This is a genomic window from Pseudomonas sp. UBA6753, assembly GCF_002453565.1.
GTDB classification, from domain to species: domain Bacteria; phylum Pseudomonadota; class Gammaproteobacteria; order Pseudomonadales; family Pseudomonadaceae; genus Aquipseudomonas; species Aquipseudomonas putida_Z.
Map to the genome: position 1 here is coordinate 1 of NZ_DKHD01000035.1, position 23,041 is coordinate 23,041.

At 63.6% G+C, this 23,041-nt stretch carries 18 protein-coding genes and 1 pseudogene; 13 read left to right on the forward strand and 6 right to left on the reverse strand.

Features of this window, described 5'->3' with window-relative positions; all coding sequences use genetic code 11:
* Window positions 1-274: 274 nt before the first annotated feature.
* On the reverse strand, window positions 275-1,189 hold the full coding sequence (locus B2790_RS14485; RefSeq protein ID WP_286919058.1) for a LysR family transcriptional regulator: 915 nt from the start codon (window positions 1,187-1,189) through the stop codon (window positions 275-277).
* 268 nt (window positions 1,190-1,457) lie between these two features.
* On the opposite strand from B2790_RS14485, the gene speB reads away from it, so the two are divergent.
* From speB to lipA, 12 genes are all read left to right on the forward strand, one after another.
* A complete protein-coding gene (speB, locus tag B2790_RS14490; protein ID WP_075045427.1) occupies window positions 1,458-2,429 on the forward strand; it encodes an agmatinase in 972 nt (323 codons plus the stop codon).
* A gap of 15 nt (window positions 2,430-2,444) precedes the next feature.
* On the forward strand, window positions 2,445-3,953 hold the full coding sequence (locus B2790_RS14495; protein ID WP_084785202.1) for an aldehyde dehydrogenase family protein: 1,509 nt from the start codon (window positions 2,445-2,447) through the stop codon (window positions 3,951-3,953).
* Window positions 3,954-4,051: 98 nt separating this feature from the next.
* Window positions 4,052-4,231, forward strand: a complete 180-nt coding sequence (locus B2790_RS14500; protein WP_031325569.1) for a hypothetical protein — start codon at window positions 4,052-4,054, stop codon at window positions 4,229-4,231.
* Window positions 4,228-5,697 carry a purine-cytosine permease family protein gene (locus B2790_RS14505; protein ID WP_286919059.1) on the forward strand — a complete coding sequence of 490 codons (1,470 nt, stop codon included), beginning with the start codon at window positions 4,228-4,230 and terminating at the stop codon, window positions 5,695-5,697. The genes B2790_RS14500 and B2790_RS14505 overlap by 4 nt, the downstream gene beginning before the upstream one ends.
* Before the next feature lie 4 nt (window positions 5,698-5,701).
* Window positions 5,702-7,390, forward strand: a complete 1,689-nt coding sequence (gene betA / locus B2790_RS14510; RefSeq protein ID WP_286919060.1) for a choline dehydrogenase — start codon at window positions 5,702-5,704, stop codon at window positions 7,388-7,390.
* A 329-nt stretch (window positions 7,391-7,719) separates the two neighbouring features.
* Window positions 7,720-9,144, forward strand: coding sequence for a D-serine/D-alanine/glycine transporter (cycA, locus tag B2790_RS14515; RefSeq protein WP_075045424.1), 1,425 nt, complete (start codon window positions 7,720-7,722; stop codon window positions 9,142-9,144).
* An 81-nt stretch (window positions 9,145-9,225) separates the two neighbouring features.
* A complete protein-coding gene (locus B2790_RS14520) occupies window positions 9,226-10,758 on the forward strand; it encodes a sigma-54-dependent transcriptional regulator (protein WP_286919061.1) in 1,533 nt (510 codons plus the stop codon).
* 259 nt (window positions 10,759-11,017) lie between these two features.
* Entirely contained in the window at window positions 11,018-11,395 is a 378-nt protein-coding gene (gcvH, locus tag B2790_RS14525; protein WP_075045422.1) for a glycine cleavage system protein GcvH, read from the forward strand.
* A gap of 14 nt (window positions 11,396-11,409) precedes the next feature.
* Entirely contained in the window at window positions 11,410-14,280 is a 2,871-nt protein-coding gene (gene gcvP, locus B2790_RS14530) for an aminomethyl-transferring glycine dehydrogenase (protein ID WP_286919062.1), read from the forward strand.
* Between the two features lie 61 nt (window positions 14,281-14,341).
* Window positions 14,342-15,595: a serine hydroxymethyltransferase gene (gene glyA / locus B2790_RS14535; RefSeq protein ID WP_075045420.1), complete on the forward strand. Its 1,254-nt coding sequence runs from the start codon at window positions 14,342-14,344 to the stop codon at window positions 15,593-15,595.
* Window positions 15,596-15,661: 66 nt separating this feature from the next.
* Entirely contained in the window at window positions 15,662-16,786 is a 1,125-nt protein-coding gene (gcvT, locus tag B2790_RS14540) for a glycine cleavage system aminomethyltransferase GcvT (protein ID WP_286919063.1), read from the forward strand.
* Between the two features lie 24 nt (window positions 16,787-16,810).
* Entirely contained in the window at window positions 16,811-17,779 is a 969-nt protein-coding gene (gene lipA / locus B2790_RS14545) for a lipoyl synthase (protein ID WP_413697930.1), read from the forward strand.
* A 15-nt stretch (window positions 17,780-17,794) separates the two neighbouring features.
* Here lipA and B2790_RS14550 read toward each other — a convergent pair.
* From B2790_RS14550 to B2790_RS14570, 5 genes and pseudogenes are all read right to left on the reverse strand, one after another.
* Window positions 17,795-17,969 (reverse strand): annotated as a pseudogene (locus tag B2790_RS14550) (glutathione-dependent formaldehyde-activating protein); the annotation flags it as partial.
* Between the two features lie 15 nt (window positions 17,970-17,984).
* A complete protein-coding gene (locus B2790_RS14555) occupies window positions 17,985-19,118 on the reverse strand; it encodes an aminotransferase class V-fold PLP-dependent enzyme (protein ID WP_286919168.1) in 1,134 nt (377 codons plus the stop codon).
* Window positions 19,119-19,736: 618 nt separating this feature from the next.
* Complete coding sequence (locus B2790_RS14560; RefSeq protein ID WP_286919064.1) at window positions 19,737-20,195, reverse strand: type II toxin-antitoxin system YhaV family toxin; 459 nt, start codon at window positions 20,193-20,195, stop codon at window positions 19,737-19,739.
* Complete coding sequence (locus B2790_RS14565; protein ID WP_075045414.1) at window positions 20,195-20,512, reverse strand: type II toxin-antitoxin system PrlF family antitoxin; 318 nt, start codon at window positions 20,510-20,512, stop codon at window positions 20,195-20,197. The genes B2790_RS14560 and B2790_RS14565 overlap by 1 nt, the downstream gene beginning before the upstream one ends.
* Before the next feature lie 154 nt (window positions 20,513-20,666).
* Window positions 20,667-21,581, reverse strand: coding sequence for a LysR family transcriptional regulator (locus B2790_RS14570; RefSeq protein WP_038409468.1), 915 nt, complete (start codon window positions 21,579-21,581; stop codon window positions 20,667-20,669).
* Between the two features lie 206 nt (window positions 21,582-21,787).
* Here B2790_RS14570 and B2790_RS14575 point away from each other — a divergent pair, with 206 nt between their 5' ends.
* Window positions 21,788-22,810: a zinc-dependent alcohol dehydrogenase family protein gene (locus B2790_RS14575; protein WP_286919065.1), complete on the forward strand. Its 1,023-nt coding sequence runs from the start codon at window positions 21,788-21,790 to the stop codon at window positions 22,808-22,810.
* Window positions 22,811-23,041: the final 231 nt, after the last annotated feature.

Sequence of the window (23,041 nt, forward strand, 5' to 3'; positions counted from 1 at the left end):
CAGGGTGCCCCAGCTTCTTTCGCTACTCGACGTACTTACTTGCGTTTTCACACAGCCTGGGTCGAAAGCGGTCGGTCGCGATCAGCTACCTGCGACCTGTAGCCGGTCAGCGGCGACACAGGCGGGGACGTTGTAATCGACCACTCGCTTGACGCTTACCAATACCCTCATAGGTTCTCCAGTCATTGATGTTGGGGCGGCGGGCAGGGGGTTGGCAACGACGGCAGCGCAGTATTGGCGGGCGGGGATCGTCCGTTTCGAGTAGCGGGGTGAATCAGGAGGAGCCGGGCTGGGAGGCGCAGGCATCGAGGTCTTCGAGGAACGCCTGCAGGATGGGTGGGCGCGACACGCCGCGGCGGGTGACCACATCGAACGGCGAGCAGAGGTCCAGCAGGCTGGCACCCAGGCGGCGCATGTCGCCGGTCTTGATCCATTGCTCGGCGAAGTGCACCGGCAAGAAGCCGATATAGGCGCCGGAAATGATCAGGATCGCCGCTGCCTCGATGTTCTCCACGGTCGCATCGGCCTTGGTGATGCCCAACTGCTCCAGGTCGTACTGCTGCATGTAGCCGCGCACCACGATCCGGCTCTGGCGCACGTCCTCCATCAGCCGACCGTTGCTCGCGTTGCTGGCGAACAGCGGGTGGCGCCGGCCACAGTAGAGTCCCAGGGCCTCGTCATACAGCGGCTGGTAGGACAGCCCCGCGACCCGCAATGGGAAGTGGCCGATGGCCAGGTGCAGCCTGCCGTCGAGCACGCGCTCTTCGAGTTCCGCCGGGGCACCGATATAGATGTGCAGGTGGGCATCGTGCCCACGCGAAACAAAGCGCTGGGTGGTGCGCGGCAGGGGCGAGACGGGGTCGGTCAGGGTGGAGTCGATGATGCCCAGGTTGAGCTTGCCGCTGATGTGCTGCTTGAGCACGTCGGCGTCCATGCAGAAGCTCTCCACGGCACTGAGCAGGCGCAGGGTCGCTTCATGGATGGCCACCCCTTGCTCGGTCAGGCGAAAGCCACTGCGCCCGCGCTGGCAGAGCTTGACCCCCAGGCGGGTTTCCAGATGCGACATCTGTTCGCTTATGGTCGACTGGCCGGCATTGAGCGCGGCCTGTGCCGCAGAAAAGCCGCCGCACCTGACGATCGTGGTGAATACCCTGAGCAGTTTAAGGTCGACATCGTGCAGCTGGATCACCGTAGCCTCCCGGCCGGGTGTCACATCGCCAGTGCTGATATGAACACCCGTGCATTGTTCTTGTCGCGCAAGCTAACCATGAGTACCTGGCCGCTGCAATGCCTGGTATCGCCGGGTTTAACCACCGGCAGATACTTCGGATAGGGCGATGTATGTATCTGCACTTGCGCATTTTTCCTTGCTGGCACGGTTGCCATAGTGGATCGCAACGGTGGTCGAGCAGTCGCCCCGTCTCCTGAAACAGAACAAGAACTGGAGAAACCAGAACATGGCAAAGCACGGTTACGAGTCCGGCCGCCTGAACCTGCCCTTCGTGGGCCATTGCACGTTTGCCAAGGCCCCGGTGTGCACCGACTGGGCGGCGATCGACGCCGATGTGGCAATCCTCGGCGCGCCCAACGACATGGGCACCCAGTGGCGTTCGGGGGCACGTTTCGGACCCCGCGGCATTCGCGAGGCATCGACCCTGTTCTCCTTCGGCCATGCCGGCGCCTACGACTTCGAGGATGACACCACCTACCTGACCGAAGACCAGGTCCGCATGGTCGACGTTGGCGATGCCGATATCGTGCACACCGACATGGCCAGCAGCAACGCCAACATCGAGTCGGCGGTGCGGCAGATCCTTGCCGCGGGGGCCATGCCGGTGGTGCTGGGTGGTGACCATTCGGTGCACGCCCCGGTCATCAAGGCGTTCGAAGGCCATGGGCCGATCCATATCGTGCACTTCGATGCCCACCTGGATTTCGTCGACGAGCGCCATGGCGTGCGCTACGGGCACGGTAGCCCGCTGCGCCGCGCTTCGGAGCTGGAACACATTGTCGGCATGACCCAGATGGGCATCCGCAACGTGTCGTCCTCCAACCGCGACGACTACGATGCCGCACGTGAGGCCGGTTCGCAGATCCTGTCGGTACGTGACGTGCGCCGCCTGGGCTGCGCGGGCGTGCTGGCGAAAATCCCCGAAGGCCGCAACTACTACATCACCATCGACATCGACGGCTTCGACCCGTCCATCGCCCCGGGCACCGGCACGCCGAGCCATGGCGGATTCTTGTACTACGAAGTGCTGGAAATCATCCAGGCTCTGGCGCAGCGCAGCCACGGCCGGATTGTAGGCATGGACCTGGTAGAAGTGGCCCCGGCCTACGACCCCACCGGCATGACCTCGATCCTCGCCGCGCAACTGCTGATGAACAGCATCGGCTTCATCTTCCACGCGCGCGCCAAAGCCCGCTGACCCGGAGACTGTCCTGTGGACCACAAGGTAAAAGACTACTTGCAGGCCTTTGGTGTATCCGAGGCGACCCAGCACTTTCTCGGCAAACCGCAGCGCATGTTCATTGCCGGCGCCTGGCTTGAGGCCAGCGACGGCGGCAGTGCCGAGGTGGTCGAGCCGTCCACCGAGGGTGTGCTGACGCGCATCCCCATGGCCACTGCGGATGACCTTGATCGCGCCGTGCGCGCAGCACGTGCGCAGTTCGATGGCGGTGCCTGGAGCCAGCTCAAGCCACTGGAGCGCGAGCGCCTTATCCATCGCCTGGCCGACCTGATCGAGACCCACGGCGACGAGCTGGCGCAGATCGAAGCCATCGACATGGGCAAGTCGGTCGCCCAGGCACGCGCGGTCGATATCCAGGGCACGGTCGATACCCTGCGCTATTTCGCCGGCTGGGCCAGCAAGATCCACGGCCGCACGGTCGAGCCTTCGCTGCCTGGGAATTACCTGGCGTACACGCGCAAGGAGGCGGTGGGGGTGGTCGGTGCCATCGTGCCGTGGAACTTCCCGCTGCAGACCATGGCCTGGAAGCTCGGTGCGGCGCTGGCGACCGGTTGCACGGTGGTGGTCAAGCCGGCAGAGCTGACTTCGTTGTCGGCGCTGCGCTTTGCCGAGCTGGTGCAGGCCTCGGGTATTCCCGACGGGGTGGTGAACATCGTGACCGGGCGCGGCAGCGTGGTCGGCGAGGCGATGTCCCGTCACCCGGGCATCGACAAGCTGAGTTTTACCGGTTCGACACCGGTCGGCTGCTCGGTGGGCAAATCGGCGATGGACCAGATGAAACGCCTGACCCTGGAGCTGGGCGGCAAGTCGCCAGTGATCGTGTTCGCCGATGCGGACATCGAGGCAGCGGCGCAAGCCGTGGCCAACGGGGTGTTCTTCAACTCCGGGCAGGTGTGCGACGCCGGCACCCGTGCGTATGTCGAACGCAGTGTCTACCCGGCGTTCCTCGAAGCGCTGGCCAGGTACACCGCCACCCTGAAGATAGCCCCGGGCCTGGATCCGGACTGTTTCATAAGCCCCATGGTGTCGCTCCAGCAACAGCAGCGGGTGCTGGACTACATCGCCCTGGGCAAGGCCGAAGGCGCGCAGGTGTACTACGGCGGCGAGCCGCTCGACGGCCCGGGCTTCTTCGTGCAGCCCACGATCTTCGCCAACTGCAGCAACGACATGCGGGTGGTTCGCGAGGAGATCTTCGGCCCGGTGCTGGTGACCCAGCCGTTCGACACCCAGGAACAGGCGCTGGCCCTGGCCAACGATTCGGAGTTCGGCCTGGCGGCGGCGATCTACTCCAACGACCTGGGCAAGGTCCATGGGCTGATTCCGCGCCTGCGTGCGGGCACGGTGTACGTCAATGCCCACAGCACCCTGGACCCGTCCATGCCGTTCGGTGGTTACAAGCAGTCGGGCTATGGCAAGGACATGGGCGCAGAACAACTGGAGTTCCTGCTGGAGACCAAGGCGGTCTGGATCACCTTGCCCTGAGGTAACAGGGCCGTCCTGCGCCGCTGAAGGTTGGCGAGCGGCGCAGGTTTATCGAACGCATCGAATTTCAAGAACAAGAACCTGTCGAGGTGATGCCGATGAACAGCCAAGTGGATATCGAGCGAGCGCAAGACCTGGAAAGGCGCTTGCGTGCCTATGAAGAACTGGAGAACAAAGCGCACTGGCCGGGCGCATTGACGGTGGCCGACGTGGTGGCACTGGCCCTGCTGACGCTGGTGATGGTTGCCGGCGCGTACTACCTGGGAGGCCAGCCATGAGTGCTTCCCGCGAGCAAGAATTTCGCCTGAGCGCGGAACGTGGCGACACCCCCTTGCTGCCCAATGAGCGGGTTTGGGGTTTCTGGGGGTTTGCCTACGCCAACTCGGCGCTGGCGGTGGCCACCTGGGTGTTCCTGATCGGCGGCGCCACCGCGCTGTTCGTCGGGCCCTTGCAAGGGATTGCCGCAATCATCATCGGCAACATCATCGGCGTGGTCCTCGCCGCGTCGTCCACCTGTCTGCCGTGTGGCAAGTACGGCGTCGAGCAGTTCACCTTCCTGCGTAGCATGTTCGGCCTCAATGGCAGCCGCCTGGTGTACTTCCTCTCGGTGGTGGTGCTGACCATGGGCTGGCTGGCGGTGCTGGGGCTGATGTGCGGGCGGGCGCTGGACAACCTGGAAACCCTGGTGCAGCAGAGCCAGCCCAATGGTGATGGCTGGCTGGTAACCGCGGGAGGCTTGCTGGCCATCGTGCTGGCGGCGCTGGTGGCCATGCGCGGGCCGGACATGATCCGCCGGCTGAGCGCGGTGATCGCGCCCAGCCTGATCCTGATCATGCTGGCACTGATGTACTTCATCTCCGGTCGCTACAGCTTCGACGAACTGCTGGCCATGCCGCCTTTGCAGCCACCGTTCGAGAACCCGCACGTCAACTTCATGGTCGCGGTGGAGATCAACATCGCCGCGGGCTTCTCCTGGTGGCCCTACATCGGCAACCTGTCGCGCCTGTGCAGCAACCAGCGCACGGCCTTCTGGCCCAACCTGGTGGGTATCTTCGCTGCGGCGTCGCTGGGCGAGTCAATCAGCCTGTTCGCCGCCACTACCCTGGGCAGCAGCGACCCTACCGCGTGGATGCGCCTGGCCGGCGGCATGGGGTTCGGCGTCATCGCGCTGAGCTTCCTGGCGCTGGCCAACCTGACCGGCATGGTCAACATCCTCTACACCGCGGTGATCGGCTTGCGCCAGCTGGGCGGCGAGCGCCTGCGCAGCGTGGGCTGGGGGGTACTGATCGGGCTGTTCTGCATCATCCCGGTATTGATCGTGGTGTTCCTGCCGGGGATCTACGACGGCTTCTTCATCTTCCTGGTGTGGACCTCCGCGCTCAACAGCGCCCTGGCCGGCATCGGCATCGCCGATTACTTCTTCCTGCGCAAGCAGCGCCTGAACCTGCGCCAGCTCTACGCCGAACAGAGCGTGTCGCCGTTGCGCTACTGCAAAGGCTTCAACCCCATCGCGCTGCTGGCGCTGGTGGCGGGCTTCGCGATCTATGTGGTGGTGTTCAACCCGCAGACCCTGGCCCATACCGACTTCTTCACTTTCGCCACCGCCTCGCTGCCGTCCTGCCTGCTGGCCGGGCTGGTGCATTACGGCCTGACCCGGCTGCTGGCGACGCGCCTGGGCTGGGGCGGCTACCCAAAGCGCAATGAACACAACATCCAGGCTGCCGGCCTTCGTGTACAGGACTAGAACCATGACCAAGCGATACGACTACATCATCATCGGCGCAGGCTCTGCTGGCTGCGTCCTGGCCAACCGCTTGAGCGAAGACGCCGGTACCTCGGTGCTGGTTCTGGAGTTCGGCGGCAGCGACCGCAGTGTGCTGATCCAGATGCCCAGTGCCTTCTCGTTGCCGATGAACACCAAGAAGTACAACTGGCGCTACGAGACCGTCGCCGAAGCGCACCTGGACAACCGCCGCCTGCATTGCCCGCGGGGCAAGGTGCTGGGCGGCTCGTCCTCGATCAATGGGCTGGTCTACATCCGTGGCCATGCCTGCGACTTCGATGAATGGGAAAGCCTGGGGGCGAAGAACTGGAGCTACCGTAACTGCCTGCCGTACTTCAAGCGTGCCGAGCAGTACAAGTTTGGCGGTGATGACTACCGCGGCGGCATGGGGCCGCTGGCCACCAACAACGGCAACAACATGCAGAACCCGCTGTACGGCGCCTGGGTCGAGGCCGGTGCCGAAGCCGGCTATATCAAGACCGACGACTGCAACGGCTACATGCAGGAAGGCTTTGGTGCCATGCACATGACGGTCAAGGATGGCGTGCGCTGGTCCACGGCCAACGCCTATCTGCCCCCGGCCATGAGCCGGCCGAACCTGACCGTGATCACCCATGCCATGACCCGGCGCATCCTGCTCGATGGCAAGCGGGCGGTGGGCGTGGAATATGATCACGGCGGCCAGACCCACAAGGTCCTGTGCAACCGCGAGGTGCTGGTGGCGTCCGGCCCGATCGGTTCGCCGCACTTGTTGCAACGGTCCGGCATCGGCCCCGAGGCCGTGCTGAAGAAGGCTGGCATCGAGGTGCGCCACCCCTTGCCTGGGGTGGGCGAGAACCTTCAGGACCACTCGGAAATCTACATCCAGTATGCGTGCAAGGAGCCGGTGACCCTCAACGGCAAGATGAACCTGCTTGGCAAGGCGATGATCGGTCTGCGCTGGTTGCTGTTCAAGGACGGTCTGGGCGCCAGCAACCACTTTGAGGCGGGCGGTTTCATCCGCTCATCCAAGGGCCTGCGCTGGCCGGACATCCAGTTCCACTTCCTGCCGGCGGCCATGCGCTATGACGGCGACAAACCGTTCAAGGGCCATGGTTTCATGGTGCTGACCGGGCCCAACAAGCCCAAGAGCCGTGGCCATGTGCGGGCGCTGTCGGCCGACCCGTACCAACATCCGGAAATCCGCTTCAACTACCTCGAGAGCGAGGAAGACCGGGAGGGCTTTCGCCGCTGTGTGCGGCTGACCCGCGAAATCATCGCCCAGCCGGCCATGGACCGTTTCCGCGGCGAGGAGCTGGCGCCTGGGCCGCAAGTGCAGACCGATGAGCAAATCGACGCATTCGTGCGCGCCAACATGGAAAGCACCATGCACCCGTGCGGCTCGTGCCGGATGGGCGAGGATGACATGGCAGTGGTCGATTCGACATTGCGTGTGCATGGCCTGCAGGGGCTGCGGGTGATCGACTCCTCGGTGTTCCCGAGCGAGCCCAATGGCAACCTCAACGCGCCGACCATCATGCTGGCCGAACGCGCTGCCGACCTGGTGCGCGGGCGCCAGCCGCTGGCACCGAGCGATGTGCCGGTTGGCCTGGTTGGGGGCTGGGAGGAGCAGCAACGCAGCCGTGCGCCGCTGCGCGAGATGCCTGTCCGCTAAATAGCCGGGCTGACGCTCCTGCAGGGGATCGCGTCAGCCTGGCGGACTGAATGCGCTCCATTGGAATGATTTCGATACAGAACGGGGAGGGGTAGCGCTCAGTGTGCCCGGGGCTGCTCGAACGCCTGATTGGCACGGTTTTCTGGAGTGACTTCTTTACAGCCACGAAAGCCCTGATTGAATAAAACCCCGCCAACTAGCGCTATTGGCGTTTGGCACAGAGCTTGCTCCCTACCTTGCACGCGATCGGACTTGAAAGTTGTTCATCCGGTCTCGAGGTTTGAACTTGTGACGTTATAAAAACAATTAGACTAGCAAGGTAGAAAACAATGAATAACTTGCCCCACGGTCACCGCCCGCCTGATGGTGACGCACACGAACTCAAGCGTAACCTGTCCAACCGCCATATCCAGTTGATCGCCATTGGCGGTGCTATCGGCACCGGCCTGTTCATGGGCTCTGGCAAGACCATCAGCCTGGCGGGGCCCTCCATCATCTTTGTCTACATGATCATCGGCTTCATGCTGTTCTTTGTCATGCGGGCAATGGGCGAACTGTTGTTGTCCAACTTGAAGTACAAGTCGTTCATCGATTTCTCGGCTGACCTGCTCGGCCCGTGGGCGGGGTTCTTCACCGGCTGGACCTACTGGTTCTGCTGGATTGTCACCGGTATCGCCGACGTGATCGCCATCTCTGCCTATTCGCAGTTCTGGTTCCCCGACATCCCCTTGTGGATACCGGCGTTGGCGTGTGTCGGCCTGTTGCTCAGCTTGAACCTGATGACGGTGAAGATGTTCGGCGAAATGGAGTTCTGGTTCGCCATGATCAAGATCGTCGCCATCTGCGCGCTGGTCTGCACCGGGTTCTACATGGTGGCGCTGGCTTACCAGTCGCCGGCCGGGCATGCGGCATCGCTGGCCAACCTGTGGAATGACGGTGGCATGTTCCCCCATGGCGCCATGGGCTTCTTTGCCGGCTTCCAGATTGCGGTGTTTGCTTTCGTAGGCATCGAACTGGTGGGGACCACCGCCGCCGAAACCAAGAACCCGGAACGCAACCTGCCACGGGCGATCAACTCGATTCCCTTGCGCATCATCGTCTTCTACGTGCTCGCGCTGGTCGCCATCATGGCCGTCACGCCCTGGCGTGAAGTGGTGGCCAACAAGAGCCCCTTCGTCGAGCTGTTCGTACTGGCCGGTCTGCCGGCAGCCGCGGGCATCATCAACTTCGTGGTGCTGACCTCGGCCATGTCGTCGGCCAACAGCGGCGTCTTCTCGACCAGCCGCATGCTTTACGGCCTGGCAGTGGATGGCGATGCGCCTGGCAAGTTCGGTGCGCTGTCCCGCCGCGCGGTACCTTCCAACGGCCTGATCTTTTCCTGTGTGTGCCTGACGGGCGGGGCGCTGGTCATCTACCTGGTGCCGAACATGCTCGAGGCCTTCACGCTGATCACCACGGTGTCGGCACTGCTGTTCATGTTCGTCTGGTCGATCATCCTGCTGTCGTACCTGGCGTACCGCAAGCAGCGTGACCCGTTGCACCAGGCGTCGACGTACAAGATGCCGGGCGGCACGTTCATGTGCCGGGTGTGCCTGGTGTTCTTCGCCTTCATTCTGGCCTTGCTGGCGCTGGAGGCCGACACCCGCAGCGCGCTGTACCTGATGCCGGTCTGGTTTGCCGTGCTGGGCCTGGCCTATCGATCGATCTGGCGGAAAAGGCAGCAGGCCATGCAGCTGTCATTCGATGCCGATTGATCACCTTGTTCACGTTTTGCCCAAGGGGGACGGCGCGCTGCGCTGTCCCCCTGTCGTCTTTTTGCCAAGCAGGGAATCTTTATGAGAATCCACGTCAACTTTGTCGACCGTGTCGGTATCACTCAGGAAATCCTCTCGCTGCTTGGGGCGCGCAACCTCAATCTTGATGCGGTGGAGATGATTCCGCCCAACGTCTACATCGATGCCCCAACCTTGTCCCCGGTGGTGCTGGACGAACTCTACGCTGCCCTGATGGAGGTGGACGGCGTGCAGGAGGTGGCGCTGGTCGACTTCCTCCCCGGCCACCGCCGGCGCCTGCAGCTGGAGGCATTGCTGGCGGCGATGAGCGACCCGGTGCTGGCGGTGGACCCTGGCGGTCATGTGCTGCTGGCGAACCCGACCCTGGTCGCCCTGGTGGGGCGCGAGCCGGCCGGTGAGCCGTTGAACAGATTGTTTGCCGAGCCGGACCTGGCCCAGACCCTGATCGACAAGGGCTTCCGCCTGCCAATGTGCGAGGTGGGCTTTCAGGGCCAGGCCCTGCTGCTGGAGGCCACGCCGATCAGCGGTGGCGCCGATGGCCTGGTGGGTGGCCTGCTGACCTTGTACCCACCCAGCCGCATCGGCGAGCGCCTGGCCTCGCTGCTGCATGACAACAGCGAAGGCTTGGGGGCGTTGCTGGGCGAGTCGGCGGCGCTACAGGCGCTCAAGGCCCGCCTGCACAAGGTGGCGAGCCTGGAGGCGCCGGTATTGATCCAGGGCGAGACCGGTACGGGCAAGGAACTGGTGGCCCGTGCCTGCCACGCGCTGAGTGCCCGGCGCGATGCCTCGTTCCTGGCGCTGAACTGCGCGGCGTTGCCCGAGAGCCTGGCCGAAAGCGAGCTGTTCGGCTACGCCGCCGGTGCCTTCACCGGCGCCCAGCGGGGCGGCAAACCGGGCCTGCTGGAACTGGCCGATGGCGGTACGGTGTTTCTCGATGAAGTGGGCGAGATGTCGCCGTACCTGCAGGCCAAGCTGCTGCGTTTTCTCAATGACGGCAGTTTTCGCCGGGTGGGCGGTGGCAGCGAAGTGCAGGTGAATGTGCGGGTGGTCTGCGCCACCCACCGCAACCTGGAAAACATGGTGATCGAGGGCGGCTTTCGCGAAGACCTCTACTATCGCCTCAACGTGCTCAACCTGCAGGTGCCGCCGCTGCGTGAGCGCGGCAAGGACATCCTGCTGCTGGCCGAGCATTTCCTGCGCCAGGCCTGTGCGCAGATCCAGCGCGCCCCTTGCCGGCTCGCGCTGGCCACCCATCCGCTGCTGCTGGGCAATCGCTGGTCCGGCAATGTGCGCCAGTTGCAGAACGTGATCTTCCGTGCGGCGGCCATCAGCGAAGGGGACGTGATCGACTGCGATGACCTGGAGCTGGCTGGCACCGCCCTGAGCAGCCAGCAAACCGAGGGGCAGGAGATCGTCAGCCTGGAAGCGGCCGTGCAGGCATTTGAAAAATCCTTGCTGGAAAAGCTGTACACGAGCTACCCCTCGACCCGGCAACTGGCGGTGCGCTTGCAGACTTCGCACACGGCGATCGGCCAGCGTTTGCGCAAGTACGGCATCGCCAGTCGGGTCTCGTAGCCGGCCCGGTGCGAATACGCTCCGCTGGAGTGATTGTGCTCCAGGCGGGCGTGGTCCCGGCTTCATTGGCCCGTGCTGTCAGGGTTGGCTGCCGGGGCCAGGCCACGGAGCGAATACGCTCCATCGCGCAGGCTTGGGATGGACCGAAATAGAACAGTAAGACATTGATTTATAAGGGTTTTAGTGAGTTGGCATCACCCTTGCTCTGTATCAGTCGGTCCTGCATCAGGACCTATCTGATAACAAGAGAGGAAGATCCATGAGCACGCTGCGTTTTACTCCTGAACACGAATGGCTGCGTCTGGAAGCGACTGGCGAGTTGACCGTCGGCATCACCAGCTATGCCCAGCAGGCCCTGGGTGACGTGGTGTTCGTGCAACTGCCGGAGCCGGGCGAGTACGGAGAGGGCAACGAAGTCGCGGTGCTCGAGTCGGTCAAGGCCGCCAGCAACATCACCATGCCTTTGCGCGGCACCGTGGTGGCCGTCAACCAGGCCCTGGCCGACGACCCCGAGCTGGTCAACACCTCGCCCATGCAGGACGGCTGGTTCTTCCGCATCCAGGCGGCCAACCCGTCGGAGCTCGACAGCCTGATGGACCAGGACGGCTACGACCGCTTCCTGGCCGACAACGCCTGAGCCAGGGGGCAGAGATGACCAACGCATCCATCCCGCTGGGCACTGACAACGAATTCATCGCCCGCCACATCGGCCCGCGCGAGGGCGACATCGACGCCATGCTGGCGCTGGTCGGCCATGACTCACTGGAAGCCCTGATCGACAGCGTCATCCCCGCCAGCATCAAAGGCAGCAGCGTGCTCGAGCTGAGCAAGGGGCAGGGCGAGGCTGAAGCCCTGGCCGCACTCAAGGCCATCGCTGCGAACAACCAGCTGTTCAGCAACCACATCGGCCAGGGTTATTACCCTTGCCACACGCCCACGCCGATCCTGCGCAACCTGCTGGAAAACCCGGCCTGGTACACCGCCTACACGCCGTACCAGCCGGAAATCTCCCAGGGCCGCCTGGAGGCGTTGCTGAACTTCCAGACCCTGGTCAGCGACCTCACCGGCATGCAGATCGCCAACGCCTCGTTGCTCGACGAAGCCACCGCCGCCGCCGAGGCCATGACCTTCTGCAAGCGCCTGGCGAAGAACAAGGCCCCGGCATTCTTCGCGTCCAGCCATTGCCACCCGCAGACCCTCGATGTGCTGCGTACCCGTGCCCAGCCACTGGGTATCGAAGTGGTCATCGCTGATGAAGCGTTGCTGGATGGCCAAGCCCTGGACGGCTATTTCGGCCTGTTGCTGCAGTACCCGGCCAGCACTGGTGCCATCACCGACCACCGCGCCCTGGTACAACGCGCCCATGCGGCGGGTGCGCTGGTGGCTGTGGCCGCCGACCTGCTGGCACTGACCTTGCTGACCCCACCGGGTGAGTTCGATGCCGATGTGGTGCTGGGCAGCGCCCAGCGCTTCGGCGTGCCGCTGGGCTTTGGCGGCCCGCATGCGGCGTACTTCGCCACCCGCGATGCGTTCAAGCGCGACATGCCCGGCCGCCTGGTCGGCGTATCCATCGACCGCTTCGGCAAGCCGGCCCTGCGCCTGGCCATGCAGACCCGTGAGCAACACATCCGCCGCGAAAAGGCCACCAGCAACATCTGCACCGCGCAGGTGCTGCTGGCCAACATCGCCAGCATGTATGCGGTCTACCACGGTCCCCAGGGCCTGGAGCAGATCGCCCGGCGGGTGCACCGCCTGACCGCGATCCTGGTGCAAGGGCTGAAACAGCTCGGGCACAAGGTCGAGCAGGCGCACTTCTTCGACACCATCAGCGTGGTCACCGCGAGGCCTTTGGCCGATGTGCTGGCTGCCGCCAATGCGGCACGCCTGAACCTGCGCCTGATTGACGAACTGCGGGTTGGTGTGTCGCTGGATGAAACCTGCGAACAGGCCAGTGTCGAGGCCCTGTGGCAGGTGTTCGCCGAACCCGGCCAGGCGCTTCCAAGCTTCACCGCGTTGGCCGCCGGCAGCAGCGATTGCCTGCCCGTGCCACTGCTACGCGCGACCCCGTTCCTGCTACACCCGGTGTTCAACCGCTACCATAGCGAAACCGAACTGATGCGCTACCTGCGCCGCCTGGCCGACAAGGACCTGGCCCTGGACCGCAGCATGATCGCGCTCGGCTCGTGCACCATGAAGCTCAATGCCGCCAGCGAGATGGTCCCGATCACCTGGCCCGAGTTCGGCGCCCTGCACCCATTCGCCCCGGCTGAGCAGTCGCAGGGTTACCGCCAGCTGACCGATGAACTGGAGGCCATGCTCTGCGCGGCCACCGGCTATGACGCCATGTCGCTGCAGCCCAATGCCGGTTCCCAGGGTGAGTATGCCGGCCTGCTGGCGATCCGCGCCTACCACGCCAGCCGTGGCGAGGCAGGGCGCGATGTATGCCTGATCCCGTCGTCGGCCCATGGCACCAACCCGGCCACGGCGCAGATGGCCGGCATGCGGGTGGTGGTGGTCAACTGCGACGAGCGTGGCAACGTCGATGTCGCCGACCTGCAGCTCAAGGCCGAGCAGCACAGGGCGCAGCTGGCTGCGCTGATGATCACCTACCCCTCGACCCACGGCGTGTTCGAAGATGCCATCACCCGCATCTGCGACATCATTCACGAGCACGGCGGCCAGGTGTATCTGGATGGCGCCAACATGAACGCCATGGTCGGCCTGTGCGCCCCGGGCAAGTTCGGTGGCGACGTGTCGCACCTGAACCTGCACAAGACCTTCTGTATCCCCCATGGCGGTGGCGGCCCCGGTGTCGGCCCGATTGGCGTCAAGGCGCACCTGGCGCCGTTCCTGCCCGGTCACGCCCATCTGGCGAGCCCGCAGGGCGCGGTCAGCGCGGCGCCTTATGGCAGTGCCAGCATCCTGCCGATCACCTGGATGTACATCCGCATGATGGGCGGGGAAGGGCTCAAGCGCGCCTCGCAGCTGGCGATCCTCAATGCCAACTACATCGCCCGCCGCCTGGAGGAACACTACCCGGTGCTGTACACCGGCGAGAACGGACTGGTCGCCCACGAGTGCATCCTCGACCTGCGCCCGCTCAAGGACAGCAGCGGCATCAGCGTCGAGGACGTGGCCAAGCGCCTGATCGACTTCGGCTTCCATGCCCCGACCATGTCCTTCCCGGTGGCTGGCACGCTGATGGTCGAGCCGACCGAGAGTGAGTCCAAGGAAGAACTGGACCGCTTCTGCGCAGCGATGATCTGCATCCGCGAGGAAATCCGCGCCGTGGGAAACGGCACCCTGGACAAGCTCGACAACCCGCTGAAGAACGCCCCGCATACCGCCACCGAGCTGGTGGGCGAATGGCCCCACGGCTATGCCCGGGAGCTGGCGGTGTACCCGCTGGCCGAACTGCGCGACAGCAAGTACTGGCCGCCGGTGGGGCGCGTGGACAACGTCTACGGCGACCGCAACCTGGCCTGTGCCTGCCCGCCGCTGTCGAGCTATCAAGATGCCTGACCCTGCTGGCCCGGACGCTTCCGGGCCGTGCTTGCCGACCGAACAACAAGGAATCTCACCCATGTTCCACAAGAGCCTGACCCTGTCCGATTTCGACCCTGCACTGTCCGCGGCCATCGGCCGTGAAGTGCAGCGCCAGGAAGACCACATCGAGCTGATCGCTTCGGAAAACTACACCAGCCCCCAGGTGATGCAGGCCCAGGGCACCGAACTGACCAACAAGTACGCCGAAGGCTACCCGGGCAAGCGTTACTACGGGGGCTGCGAGCATGTCGACGTGGTCGAGCAGCTGGCCATCGACCGCGCCAAGCAGTTGTTCGGTGCCGGTTATGCCAACGTCCAGCCACACTCGGGCTCCCAGGCCAACGCGGCGGTCTACCTGGCCCTGCTGCAGGCCGGTGATACCTTGCTGGGCATGAGCCTGGCTCACGGCGGCCACCTGACCCACGGGGCCAAGGTGTCGTCCTCGGGCAAGCTGTACAACGCCGTGCAATACGGCATCGATGCCAACGGCCTGATTGACTACGACGAAGTCGAGCGCCTGGCGGTCGAGCACCAGCCGAAGATGATCGTGGCTGGTTTCTCGGCTTACTCGAAGACCCTCGACTTCCCGCGTTTCCGGCAGATCGCCGACAAGGTCGGGGCCTACCTGTTCGTCGACATGGCCCACGTCGCCGGGCTGGTCGCGGCAGGCCTGTACCCCAGCCCGCTGCCGTATGCCGATGTGGTCACCACCACCACCCACAAGACCTTGCGCGGGCCGCGTGGCGGCCTGATTCTGGCCAAGGCCGACCCGGAGCTTGAGAAAAAGCTCAACTCGGCGGTGTTCCCAGGCGGGCAGGGCGGGCCGCTGATGCACGTGATCGCGGCCAAGGCGGTGTGCTTCAAGGAGGCCCTGGCGCCTGGTTTCAAGGATTACCAGCGCCAGGTCATAAGCAACGCCCAGGCCATGGCGCAGGTGTTCATGCAGCGCGGTTTCGACGTGGTTTCCGGTGGCACCGACAACCATCTGTTCCTGGTCAGCCTGATCCGCCAGGGCATCACCGGCAAGGATGCCGACGCGGCACTGGGCCGTGCGCACATCACGGTGAACAAGAACGCGGTGCCCAACGACCCGCAGTCGCCGTTCGTGACCTCGGGCCTGCGCATCGGTACCCCGGCAGTGACTACCCGTGGGCTCAAGGAGGCAGAATGCCGCGCCTTGGCGACCTGGATCTGCGACATCCTCGACCATCTCGGTGATGCCGACGTCGAGGCCCAGGTGGCGCGCCAGGTGGCAGCGCTGTGCAAGCTGTTCCCTGTCTATCCGGCCTGACCTCAGGGCTTGGCGGCTGCCGGCAGTGTGCCGGCAGCCCATATCATCGAAGGCCAGGAGCCAGCCATGACCACAGAACAACTGCAACAAACCCCGCTGCACGACCTGCACCTGGCGCTGGGGGCACGCATGGTGCCATTCGCCGGTTATGCCATGCCGGTCCAGTACCCGCTGGGTGTGCTCAAGGAACACCTGCACACCCGTGAACAGGCTGGTCTGTTCGACGTTTCGCACATGGGCCAGATCCGCCTGCGTGGCGCAGAGGCCGCCAGGGCGTTGGAAGCGCTGGTGCCGGTCGACATCATCGACCTGCCGGTGGGCATGCAGCGCTATGCGCTGTTCACCAATGACGATGGCGGCATCCTCGACGACCTGATGGTGGCCAGGCTGGGTGACGACGAACTGTTGCTGGTGGTCAACGCCGCCTGCAAGGAGCAAGACCTGACCTACCTGCGCCAGCACCTGGAAGGTTATTGCGAGGTCGAGTCGCTGTTTGCCAGCCGGGCCTTGCTGGCCCTGCAAGGCCCGGCGGCGGCCAAGGTACTGGCGCGACTGGCGCCCCAGGTTGCCGGCATGACTTTCATGCAGTTCGCCAGTGTGAGGCTGCTGGGTGTCGACTGTTACGTCAGCCGCTCGGGCTACACCGGCGAAGACGGCTACGAAATCTCGGTACCGGTCGAGGCGGCGCCCATGCTTGCCCGTTCGATGCTGGCCGAAGCCGAGGTCCAGCCCATCGGCCTGGGGGCCCGTGATTCGCTACGCCTGGAGGCCGGGCTGTGCCTGTACGGCCATGACATGGCGGTGCACACCACGCCGATCGAGGCCAGCCTGGGCTGGGCGATCTCCAAGGCCCGACGTGCCGAGGGTGAGCGCGCTGGCGGCTTCCCCGGCGCCGAGCGCATCCTTGCCCAGCAGCAGGAAGGCGTGGCCAGCAAGCGCGTGGGCCTGCTGCCTGCAGAGCGCGTGCCGGTGCGTGAAGGGGCAGTGATCGTCGATGCTCGGGAGCAGGTGATCGGCCGGGTCACCAGTGGCGGTTTCGGACCCAGCCTGGGCGCGCCGCTGGCGATGGGCTACCTGCAGAGCGAGCAGGCAGCGCTGGGCACGCAAGTGTTCGCCCAGGTGCGCGGCAAGCAAGTGCCGATGCAGGTGGTGCGCACACCGTTCGTGGCGCAACGTTACTACCGTGGCTAAAGGCCAGACTGTCGGAGCATGAGCATGAGTGAAATCCAGACTGCCCCTAAGCGCCCGCAGCCCTTGCAGGCCGGGGTGAAACTGCGCGGCGCCGACAAGGTGGCGCGCATCCCGGTGAAAATCCTGCCCACCGAGCAGGTGCCGCGCAAACCCGACTGGATTCGCGTGGAGATTCCCACCACGCCGGAAGTGGCACGGGTCAAGGCCCTGCTGCGCAAACACAAGCTGCACAGCGTGTGCGAAGAGGCGTCCTGCCCGAACCTGGGCGAGTGTTTCTCGGGCGGCACGGCGACGTTCATGATCATGGGCGATATCTGTACCCGCCGTTGCCCGTTCTGCGATGTCGGCCATGGCCGGCCCAAGCCACTGGATGCCGATGAGCCGACGAACCTTGCCATCGCCATTGCCGACCTTGGCCTGAAGTATGTGGTGATCACCTCGGTGGACCGTGACGACCTGCGCGATGGCGGTGCCCGCCACTTCGCCGATTGCCTGCGCGAGATCCGCAGGCTGTCGCCGGGTATCCAGCTGGAAACCCTGGTGCCGGATTACCGTGGCCGTATGGACGTTGCTCTGGACATCACTGCGCAAGAGCCGCCAGACGTGTTCAACCACAACCTGGAGACCGTGCCGCGCCTGTACCGGGCGGCACGGCCGGGCTCGGACTTCGAGTGGTCGCTGGACCTGCTGGAGCGCTTCAAGCAACGCCTGCCGGCGGTACCGACAAAGTCCGGCCTGATGCTCGGCCTGGGCGAGACCGATGCCGAGGTGGTCGAGGTGATGCAGCGCATGCGTGAGCATCAGGTTGACATGCTGACCCTGGGGCAGTATCTGCAACCGTCTCGCAGCCACCTGCCGGTGCAGCGCTTCGTGCACCCTGACACCTTCGCCATGCTTGCCGAGCAGGCCTTGGCGATGGGGTTCAGAAACGTGGCCTCCGGGCCGCTGGTGCGCTCGTCTTACCACGCTGACCGGCAACTGCAAGCAGTTTAAGGGTTCAGATCAGCATCATTCGCGGTAAGTGCCTTTTTGCTTGGCGGCGTGAACCGCGAGTGCATCCATGAGTGGGGGCGACAAGCAGTCGCAAGGTTCCAGGCCAAGTTCACGCAGACGCTCGCGAATCGCCGACCATCTGTGCCGGTGGCGTGCCGCTTTCGATCACCGAGGACACGAAAGCGGCAAATGCCAGGATGAGGCCTCAGTTCACCATCACTTCGTCCAGTGCCTGCTCAAGGGTGCTGACCGTGCGCTCGATATCGTGCAGTTTTTCGAGCCCGAACAGACCGATTCGGAAGGTCTGGAAGTCGGCCGGCTCGTCACATTGCAACGGCACTCCGGCGGCTATCTGCAGGCCGTGCTCGACAAATTTCTTACCGCTCTTGATATCGGCATCATCGGTGTAGCTCACCACTACGCCCGGGGCCTGAAAGCCGGCGGCGGCCACGCTCTTGATGCCTTTGCCGGCCAACATGGCGCGCACCCGATCGCCCAGAGCCTGCTGTTCGCCGCGGACCTTGTCGAAACCGTAGGCTCGCATCTCGTTGATTACTTTGTTAAATCGCGCGAGAGAGTCGCTGGGCATGGTCGCATGGTAGGCATGCCCGCCCTGTTCGTAGGCCTGCATGATCTGCAGCCACTTTTTCAGGTCGCAGGCGAAACTGCTGCTTTGCGTCTGCTCGATGCGCTCCAGAGCCAAGGCACTGAGCATCACCAGGGCGCAGCAAGGGGAGGCGCTCCAGCCTTTCTGTGGAGCGCTGATCAGCAGGTCGACTGCGCACTTTTGCATATCAACCCAGATCGTGCCTGAGGCGATGCAGTCGAGCACGAACAGGCCGCCCACCGCATGCACAGCGTCGCCGACGGCCCGCAGGTAATCGTCGGGCAGGATAATCCCGGATGAGGTTTCAACGTGGGGGGCGAAGACAATCTGCGGCTTGTGCGCCTTTATCGCCGCCAGCACTTCGTCCAGAGGGGGCGGAGCGTAGGCAGCCTGGCGACCAGTGTCGACCGGTCGGGCTTTCAGCACCGTGGTGGCCGCCGGGATGTTGCCCATCTCAAGGATCTGGCTCCAGCGATAACTGAACCAGCCGTTGCGTATCACCAGGCATTGCTGACCGGTGGCAAACTGGCGCGCTACCGATTCCATGCCGAATGTACCGCTGCCGGGCACTACCGCAACAGCCTGGGCGTTATAGACCTGTTTCAGGGTCCTGGAAATGTTCTTCATCACGCCTTGAAACGTCTGCGACATGTGATTGAGCGAGCGGTCGCTGTACACCACCGAGTACTCGACCAGCCCCTCAGGATCAATGCTGGGATAAAGCTTCGACATGGGTGACTCCTTTGGCAGAGATGTCATTGGTATCGACCCTGTCCTTAGCCTTGTCAAATGCCAAGATTGACCGGGACTGATGAAATCCATGTGATACCGCGGCGCCTGCTTCGCGGCTGAAGCCGCTCTCACAGGGGGGGCGTGGCGTTATTGCCGGCCAAGCGTGAAAGCCCATGCTGGGCCGAGGTTGCAGCAAAGCATCGGCCGCTGGGCCGCCTGGCATCGTGTTGATCTGCGACCGATTGTGGGTGTCTTTCGTCAGCTTGTATTGGCTGGTGTGGTGCATTAAGCACCATCGAGGAACGTCTCGGCGTGCCGCTGTTCGTGCGCCAGCACAATGCCCTGATGGCGAATGATGCCGGGCTTTGTGTGGTGCACTATGCACTGTTGATCCATAGCCTGGGCTATTTGCGCGATGAGGTGCTGGGGATCGTGCTCAGAGGCTGTCAGGATCCCCAAAGAACATTTGGACATCCATATAAATCAAAAGGTTACGAATGGGGAGTTGATTTTGTACTCCAGATGTACCCTTTTTTACAGCAGCTGCGAGTGGATTACAGTGCACGCACCGAGGGGAGGGCCGGTGTCAAACGTGCAATCCCTCACCAGTCGCGCAGCTCATGCTTTGGGCTCATCCCAGTCGCTACGCGTTGCAGTAATCAGCGCATCCCAGTCATCAGGAGGGTTGCCGCGGCCGAGCATCTTCAATACGGCGTAGGGATCGGATTTGCTGCCTGCGGACCGTAAGGTGTTTTCGTCGTTGACCCATGCATAGACGATGACCTTGGACCTTGAGTCGTAGCGAAAGAACAGCCGAAAGCGCCTGCCGATTTTTGCGCGGCGCCAATGTCTGTAGGCGGTGCCCAGCGTGTTGCCTTGGCGGAACTCATCACGGCCCGGGTCGGCAGGCACAGCCTCCATGATCAGATGGCTCAATGCCCGAAGCAGCTTGACGTTGGCGTTGCTTTCAAAACCTTGCGGATCGTTCTGCTCGGCCCGGGCGGCGGCTTCTTGCAATTTGCGTAGCTGTAAAGTCACACCCTCATGGAACAACAGTGTCCAGCCATGTCGCAGCATCAGATCGCGACCTCACCGTCGATATCTTCGTCCAGGTTTACAGGGTGGTTTGCATTGGCGAGCATGGTTTGCGCTAAGTCTTCCGGCAGGGTGGTGAGGTTGCGTCCGTTTCGGATATCAGCCTCCAGCAAACCCAGGAACGCACCGATGGCAGGGTCTTCGTGAGTGGTTTCTACGCGGCTGACCACGATTTCACCCCCGCGCACGTCGAATGCAATCTTGCCACCTGTGTCAACGCCCAGTAGCTGGCGAACGGATTTTGGCAGTGTGACCTGTCCCTTCGAGGTCAACGTGGCGATTTCGTGGATGGCAGGCATGAGTGTTCTCCCGGATGTATTGATCGGATGGTAAGGAATAATCCTTACTCGGTCAATCTTGGTTTTCTGCTGATCAAGGATAGGCGGGGAGGACGCTCAATAGCGCCGCAGGATGAGTTACACCACTTCCAGGGACGCGATCGGCGCGAAGCCCCTAAAGACTGTCCGGGTCGCCGAAGAACATCTGTATCCGCGACCGCAACCACCGCTCTGCCGGGTCATTGTCCTGCGCCCCGCGCCAGGCCATGTGCAGCTCGAAACTGCGCACATCCAGCGGCAGATCCTCAGCCCGCAACCCACCCGCCGCGGTCAACGCATCCGCCGTGTAGTCCGGCACCGTAGCGACAATATCGGTGCCCGCGAGCAAGCTCCCCAGCCCGTTGAACTGCGGCACCGCCAGCACCACGTGGCGCTTGCGGCCAATCTCGTCCAGCGCCTCGTCGATGAACCCCGACAGGTCCCCGGCAAACGACACCAGCGCATGCGGCCGCGCGCAGAAGTCGTCCAGGGTGATGGCGCCGGGCACGCTGTCGGCGCGCAGCAGTTTCGGCATGCTGCGGCGCAGCACCTTGCGCTTGGCGTTGGCTGGCAGTTCGCTGGTGTAGCTGACCCCCACCGAGATCTCGCCCGAGGCCAGCAGCGTCGGCATCAGCAGGTAATTGACCCGGCGTACCACCAGCACGATACCCGGCGCTTCGGCGCGGATGCGCTTGAGCAGCTGCGGCAGCAGGGCGAATTCGGCGTCGTCCGACAGGCCGATGCGAAACACCGCATTGCTGGTGGCCGGGTCGAATTCGGCAGCGCGGCTGACGGCGGTGGAAATCGAGTCCAGCGCCGGGGACAGCAGGGCGAAGATTTCGTGGGCCCGGGCCGAGGGCTCCATGCTGCGGCCGGTGCGCACGAACAGCGGGTCGTCGAACAGGTTGCGCAGGCGCGACAGGGCCGCGCTGATGGCGGGCTGGCCGAGGAACAGTTTTTCCGCGGCACGGGTCACGCTGCGCTCGTGCATCAGCGTTTCGAACACGATCAGCAGGTTGAGGTCTACGCGACGCAGGTCGTTTCGATTCATCGGTGCGCTTCGCCTAAAGTGGGGCAGAGGTGAATCTTAAGGCCAAAGGCTGGTACCCTGCACGGGTTTAGGGGGACCAATCGCAGGGAAAGTCAGGTGCCCAATCGATGACAAGCATGTCGACTATTAATGACCACTGATGGTCTAACCGGCAAAGCCCGGATAAAGTCCGTGGTAATTAGAGGTTCACAAAGGCGAGGTATGCGATGTCCCGCATGATCCGTTTCCACAAGTTCGGCGCTGCCGATGTGCTCCGTTGCGAGGAGCAGGCCGAACCGTCACCTGCTGCCGACGAGGTACAGATCCGCGTCGAGGCGGTTGGCGTCAGCTGGTATGACGTGCTCTGGCGCCAGAACCTGGCACCGTCCCAGGCACGCCTGCCGGCGGGGATCGGCCACGAGATGGCCGGGGTGGTGACCGCGGTCGGCGAAGGGGTCGAGGATATTGCGGTGGGTGACCGGGTTGCCAGCTTCCCGGCCACCAGTGCCAACGACCACCCGGTGTATGGCGATGTCATCGTGCTGCCGCGTTCGGCCATTACCCGTTATCCGGATGTGCTCACCCCGATCGAGGCCAGCGTGCACTACACGCCGCTGCTGATCGCCTATTTCGCCTACGTCGACCTGGCCCGGGCCAAGGCCGGGCAGACTGCGCTGGTCACCGACGCCAGCCACTGCGCGGGCCCTGCCTTCGTGCAACTGGGCAAGGCCCTGGGGCTGAAGGTGTTTGCCGCCACAAAAGAGGCGGATCAGCGTGAGTACCTGCTGGGCCTGGGCGCCGACAAGGTGATTGTCACCGAAGAGCAGGACCTGTTGCTGCAGGTTGGCAAGTACACCGATGGCCGTGGCGTGGACATGGTCCTCGATGGCATGGGCGGGCCGCAGATGTCGCTGCTGGGCGATGTCCTGGCACCGCGTGGCAGCCTGGTGCTGTATGGCCTGCAAGGCGGCAATCAGACGCCGTTCCCGGCTTGCGCGGCGTTCCAGAAGAACATCCAGTTCTATGTGCACTGCATTGGCAACTTCACCGGCAAGCCGGAGCTGGGTATCAGCCAGGACCAGGTGGCGCTGCAGCGCGCACTGCGTGATATCAACCAGTTCACTGCCGACCAGTTGCTGACACCGCAGATCATCAAGGTGTACCCGTTCGAGCAGGTGGTCGAGGCGCATCGCTACATGGACCAATGCCCGTGCGGCGGGCGTGTGGTGCTGGACATGGCGCAACGCTGACAGCAGTCTGCATCTATCAGGAAACCCGGGCAGAGTCCCGGGTTTTTTGTGCCCAATACAGACTGGGTTTACGTTAAAAAAAGAAATTTCCTACAAGTAAATACGACACGGACTATCTTTTAATTGTTTGCTCCGTGGCTTGCCGAAATATCCCGCCAAGTTTTTTGTCTTGTACTGTTCCCGCCTGGCAGTCAATGTGTTTTCTCACTTCCGCTGAATGGTTTTTTTACC

Bases quoted from the DNA above. Each gene is read 5' to 3' on its own strand.
- B2790_RS14555 (WP_286919168.1), bottom strand. From the start codon at position 19,118: ATGTCGAAGCTTTATCCCAGCATTGATCCTGAGGGGCTGGTCGAGTAC.
- cycA (WP_075045424.1), top strand. From the start codon at position 7,720: ATGAATAACTTGCCCCACGGTCACCGCCCGCCTGATGGTGACGCACAC.
- gcvT (WP_286919063.1), top strand. From the start codon at position 15,662: ATGACCACAGAACAACTGCAACAAACCCCGCTGCACGACCTGCACCTG.
- betA (WP_286919060.1), top strand. From the start codon at position 5,702: ATGACCAAGCGATACGACTACATCATCATCGGCGCAGGCTCTGCTGGC.
- B2790_RS14500 (WP_031325569.1), top strand. From the start codon at position 4,052: ATGAACAGCCAAGTGGATATCGAGCGAGCGCAAGACCTGGAAAGGCGC.
- gcvP (WP_286919062.1), top strand. From the start codon at position 11,410: ATGACCAACGCATCCATCCCGCTGGGCACTGACAACGAATTCATCGCC.
- glyA (WP_075045420.1), top strand. From the start codon at position 14,342: ATGTTCCACAAGAGCCTGACCCTGTCCGATTTCGACCCTGCACTGTCC.
- B2790_RS14505 (WP_286919059.1), top strand. From the start codon at position 4,228: ATGAGTGCTTCCCGCGAGCAAGAATTTCGCCTGAGCGCGGAACGTGGC.
- speB (WP_075045427.1), top strand. From the start codon at position 1,458: ATGGCAAAGCACGGTTACGAGTCCGGCCGCCTGAACCTGCCCTTCGTG.
- gcvH (WP_075045422.1), top strand. From the start codon at position 11,018: ATGAGCACGCTGCGTTTTACTCCTGAACACGAATGGCTGCGTCTGGAA.
- B2790_RS14575 (WP_286919065.1), top strand. From the start codon at position 21,788: ATGTCCCGCATGATCCGTTTCCACAAGTTCGGCGCTGCCGATGTGCTC.
- B2790_RS14570 (WP_038409468.1), bottom strand. From the start codon at position 21,581: ATGAATCGAAACGACCTGCGTCGCGTAGACCTCAACCTGCTGATCGTG.
- lipA (WP_413697930.1), top strand. From the start codon at position 16,811: ATGAGTGAAATCCAGACTGCCCCTAAGCGCCCGCAGCCCTTGCAGGCC.
- B2790_RS14520 (WP_286919061.1), top strand. From the start codon at position 9,226: ATGAGAATCCACGTCAACTTTGTCGACCGTGTCGGTATCACTCAGGAA.
- B2790_RS14565 (WP_075045414.1), bottom strand. From the start codon at position 20,512: ATGCCTGCCATCCACGAAATCGCCACGTTGACCTCGAAGGGACAGGTC.
- B2790_RS14560 (WP_286919064.1), bottom strand. From the start codon at position 20,195: ATGCTGCGACATGGCTGGACACTGTTGTTCCATGAGGGTGTGACTTTA.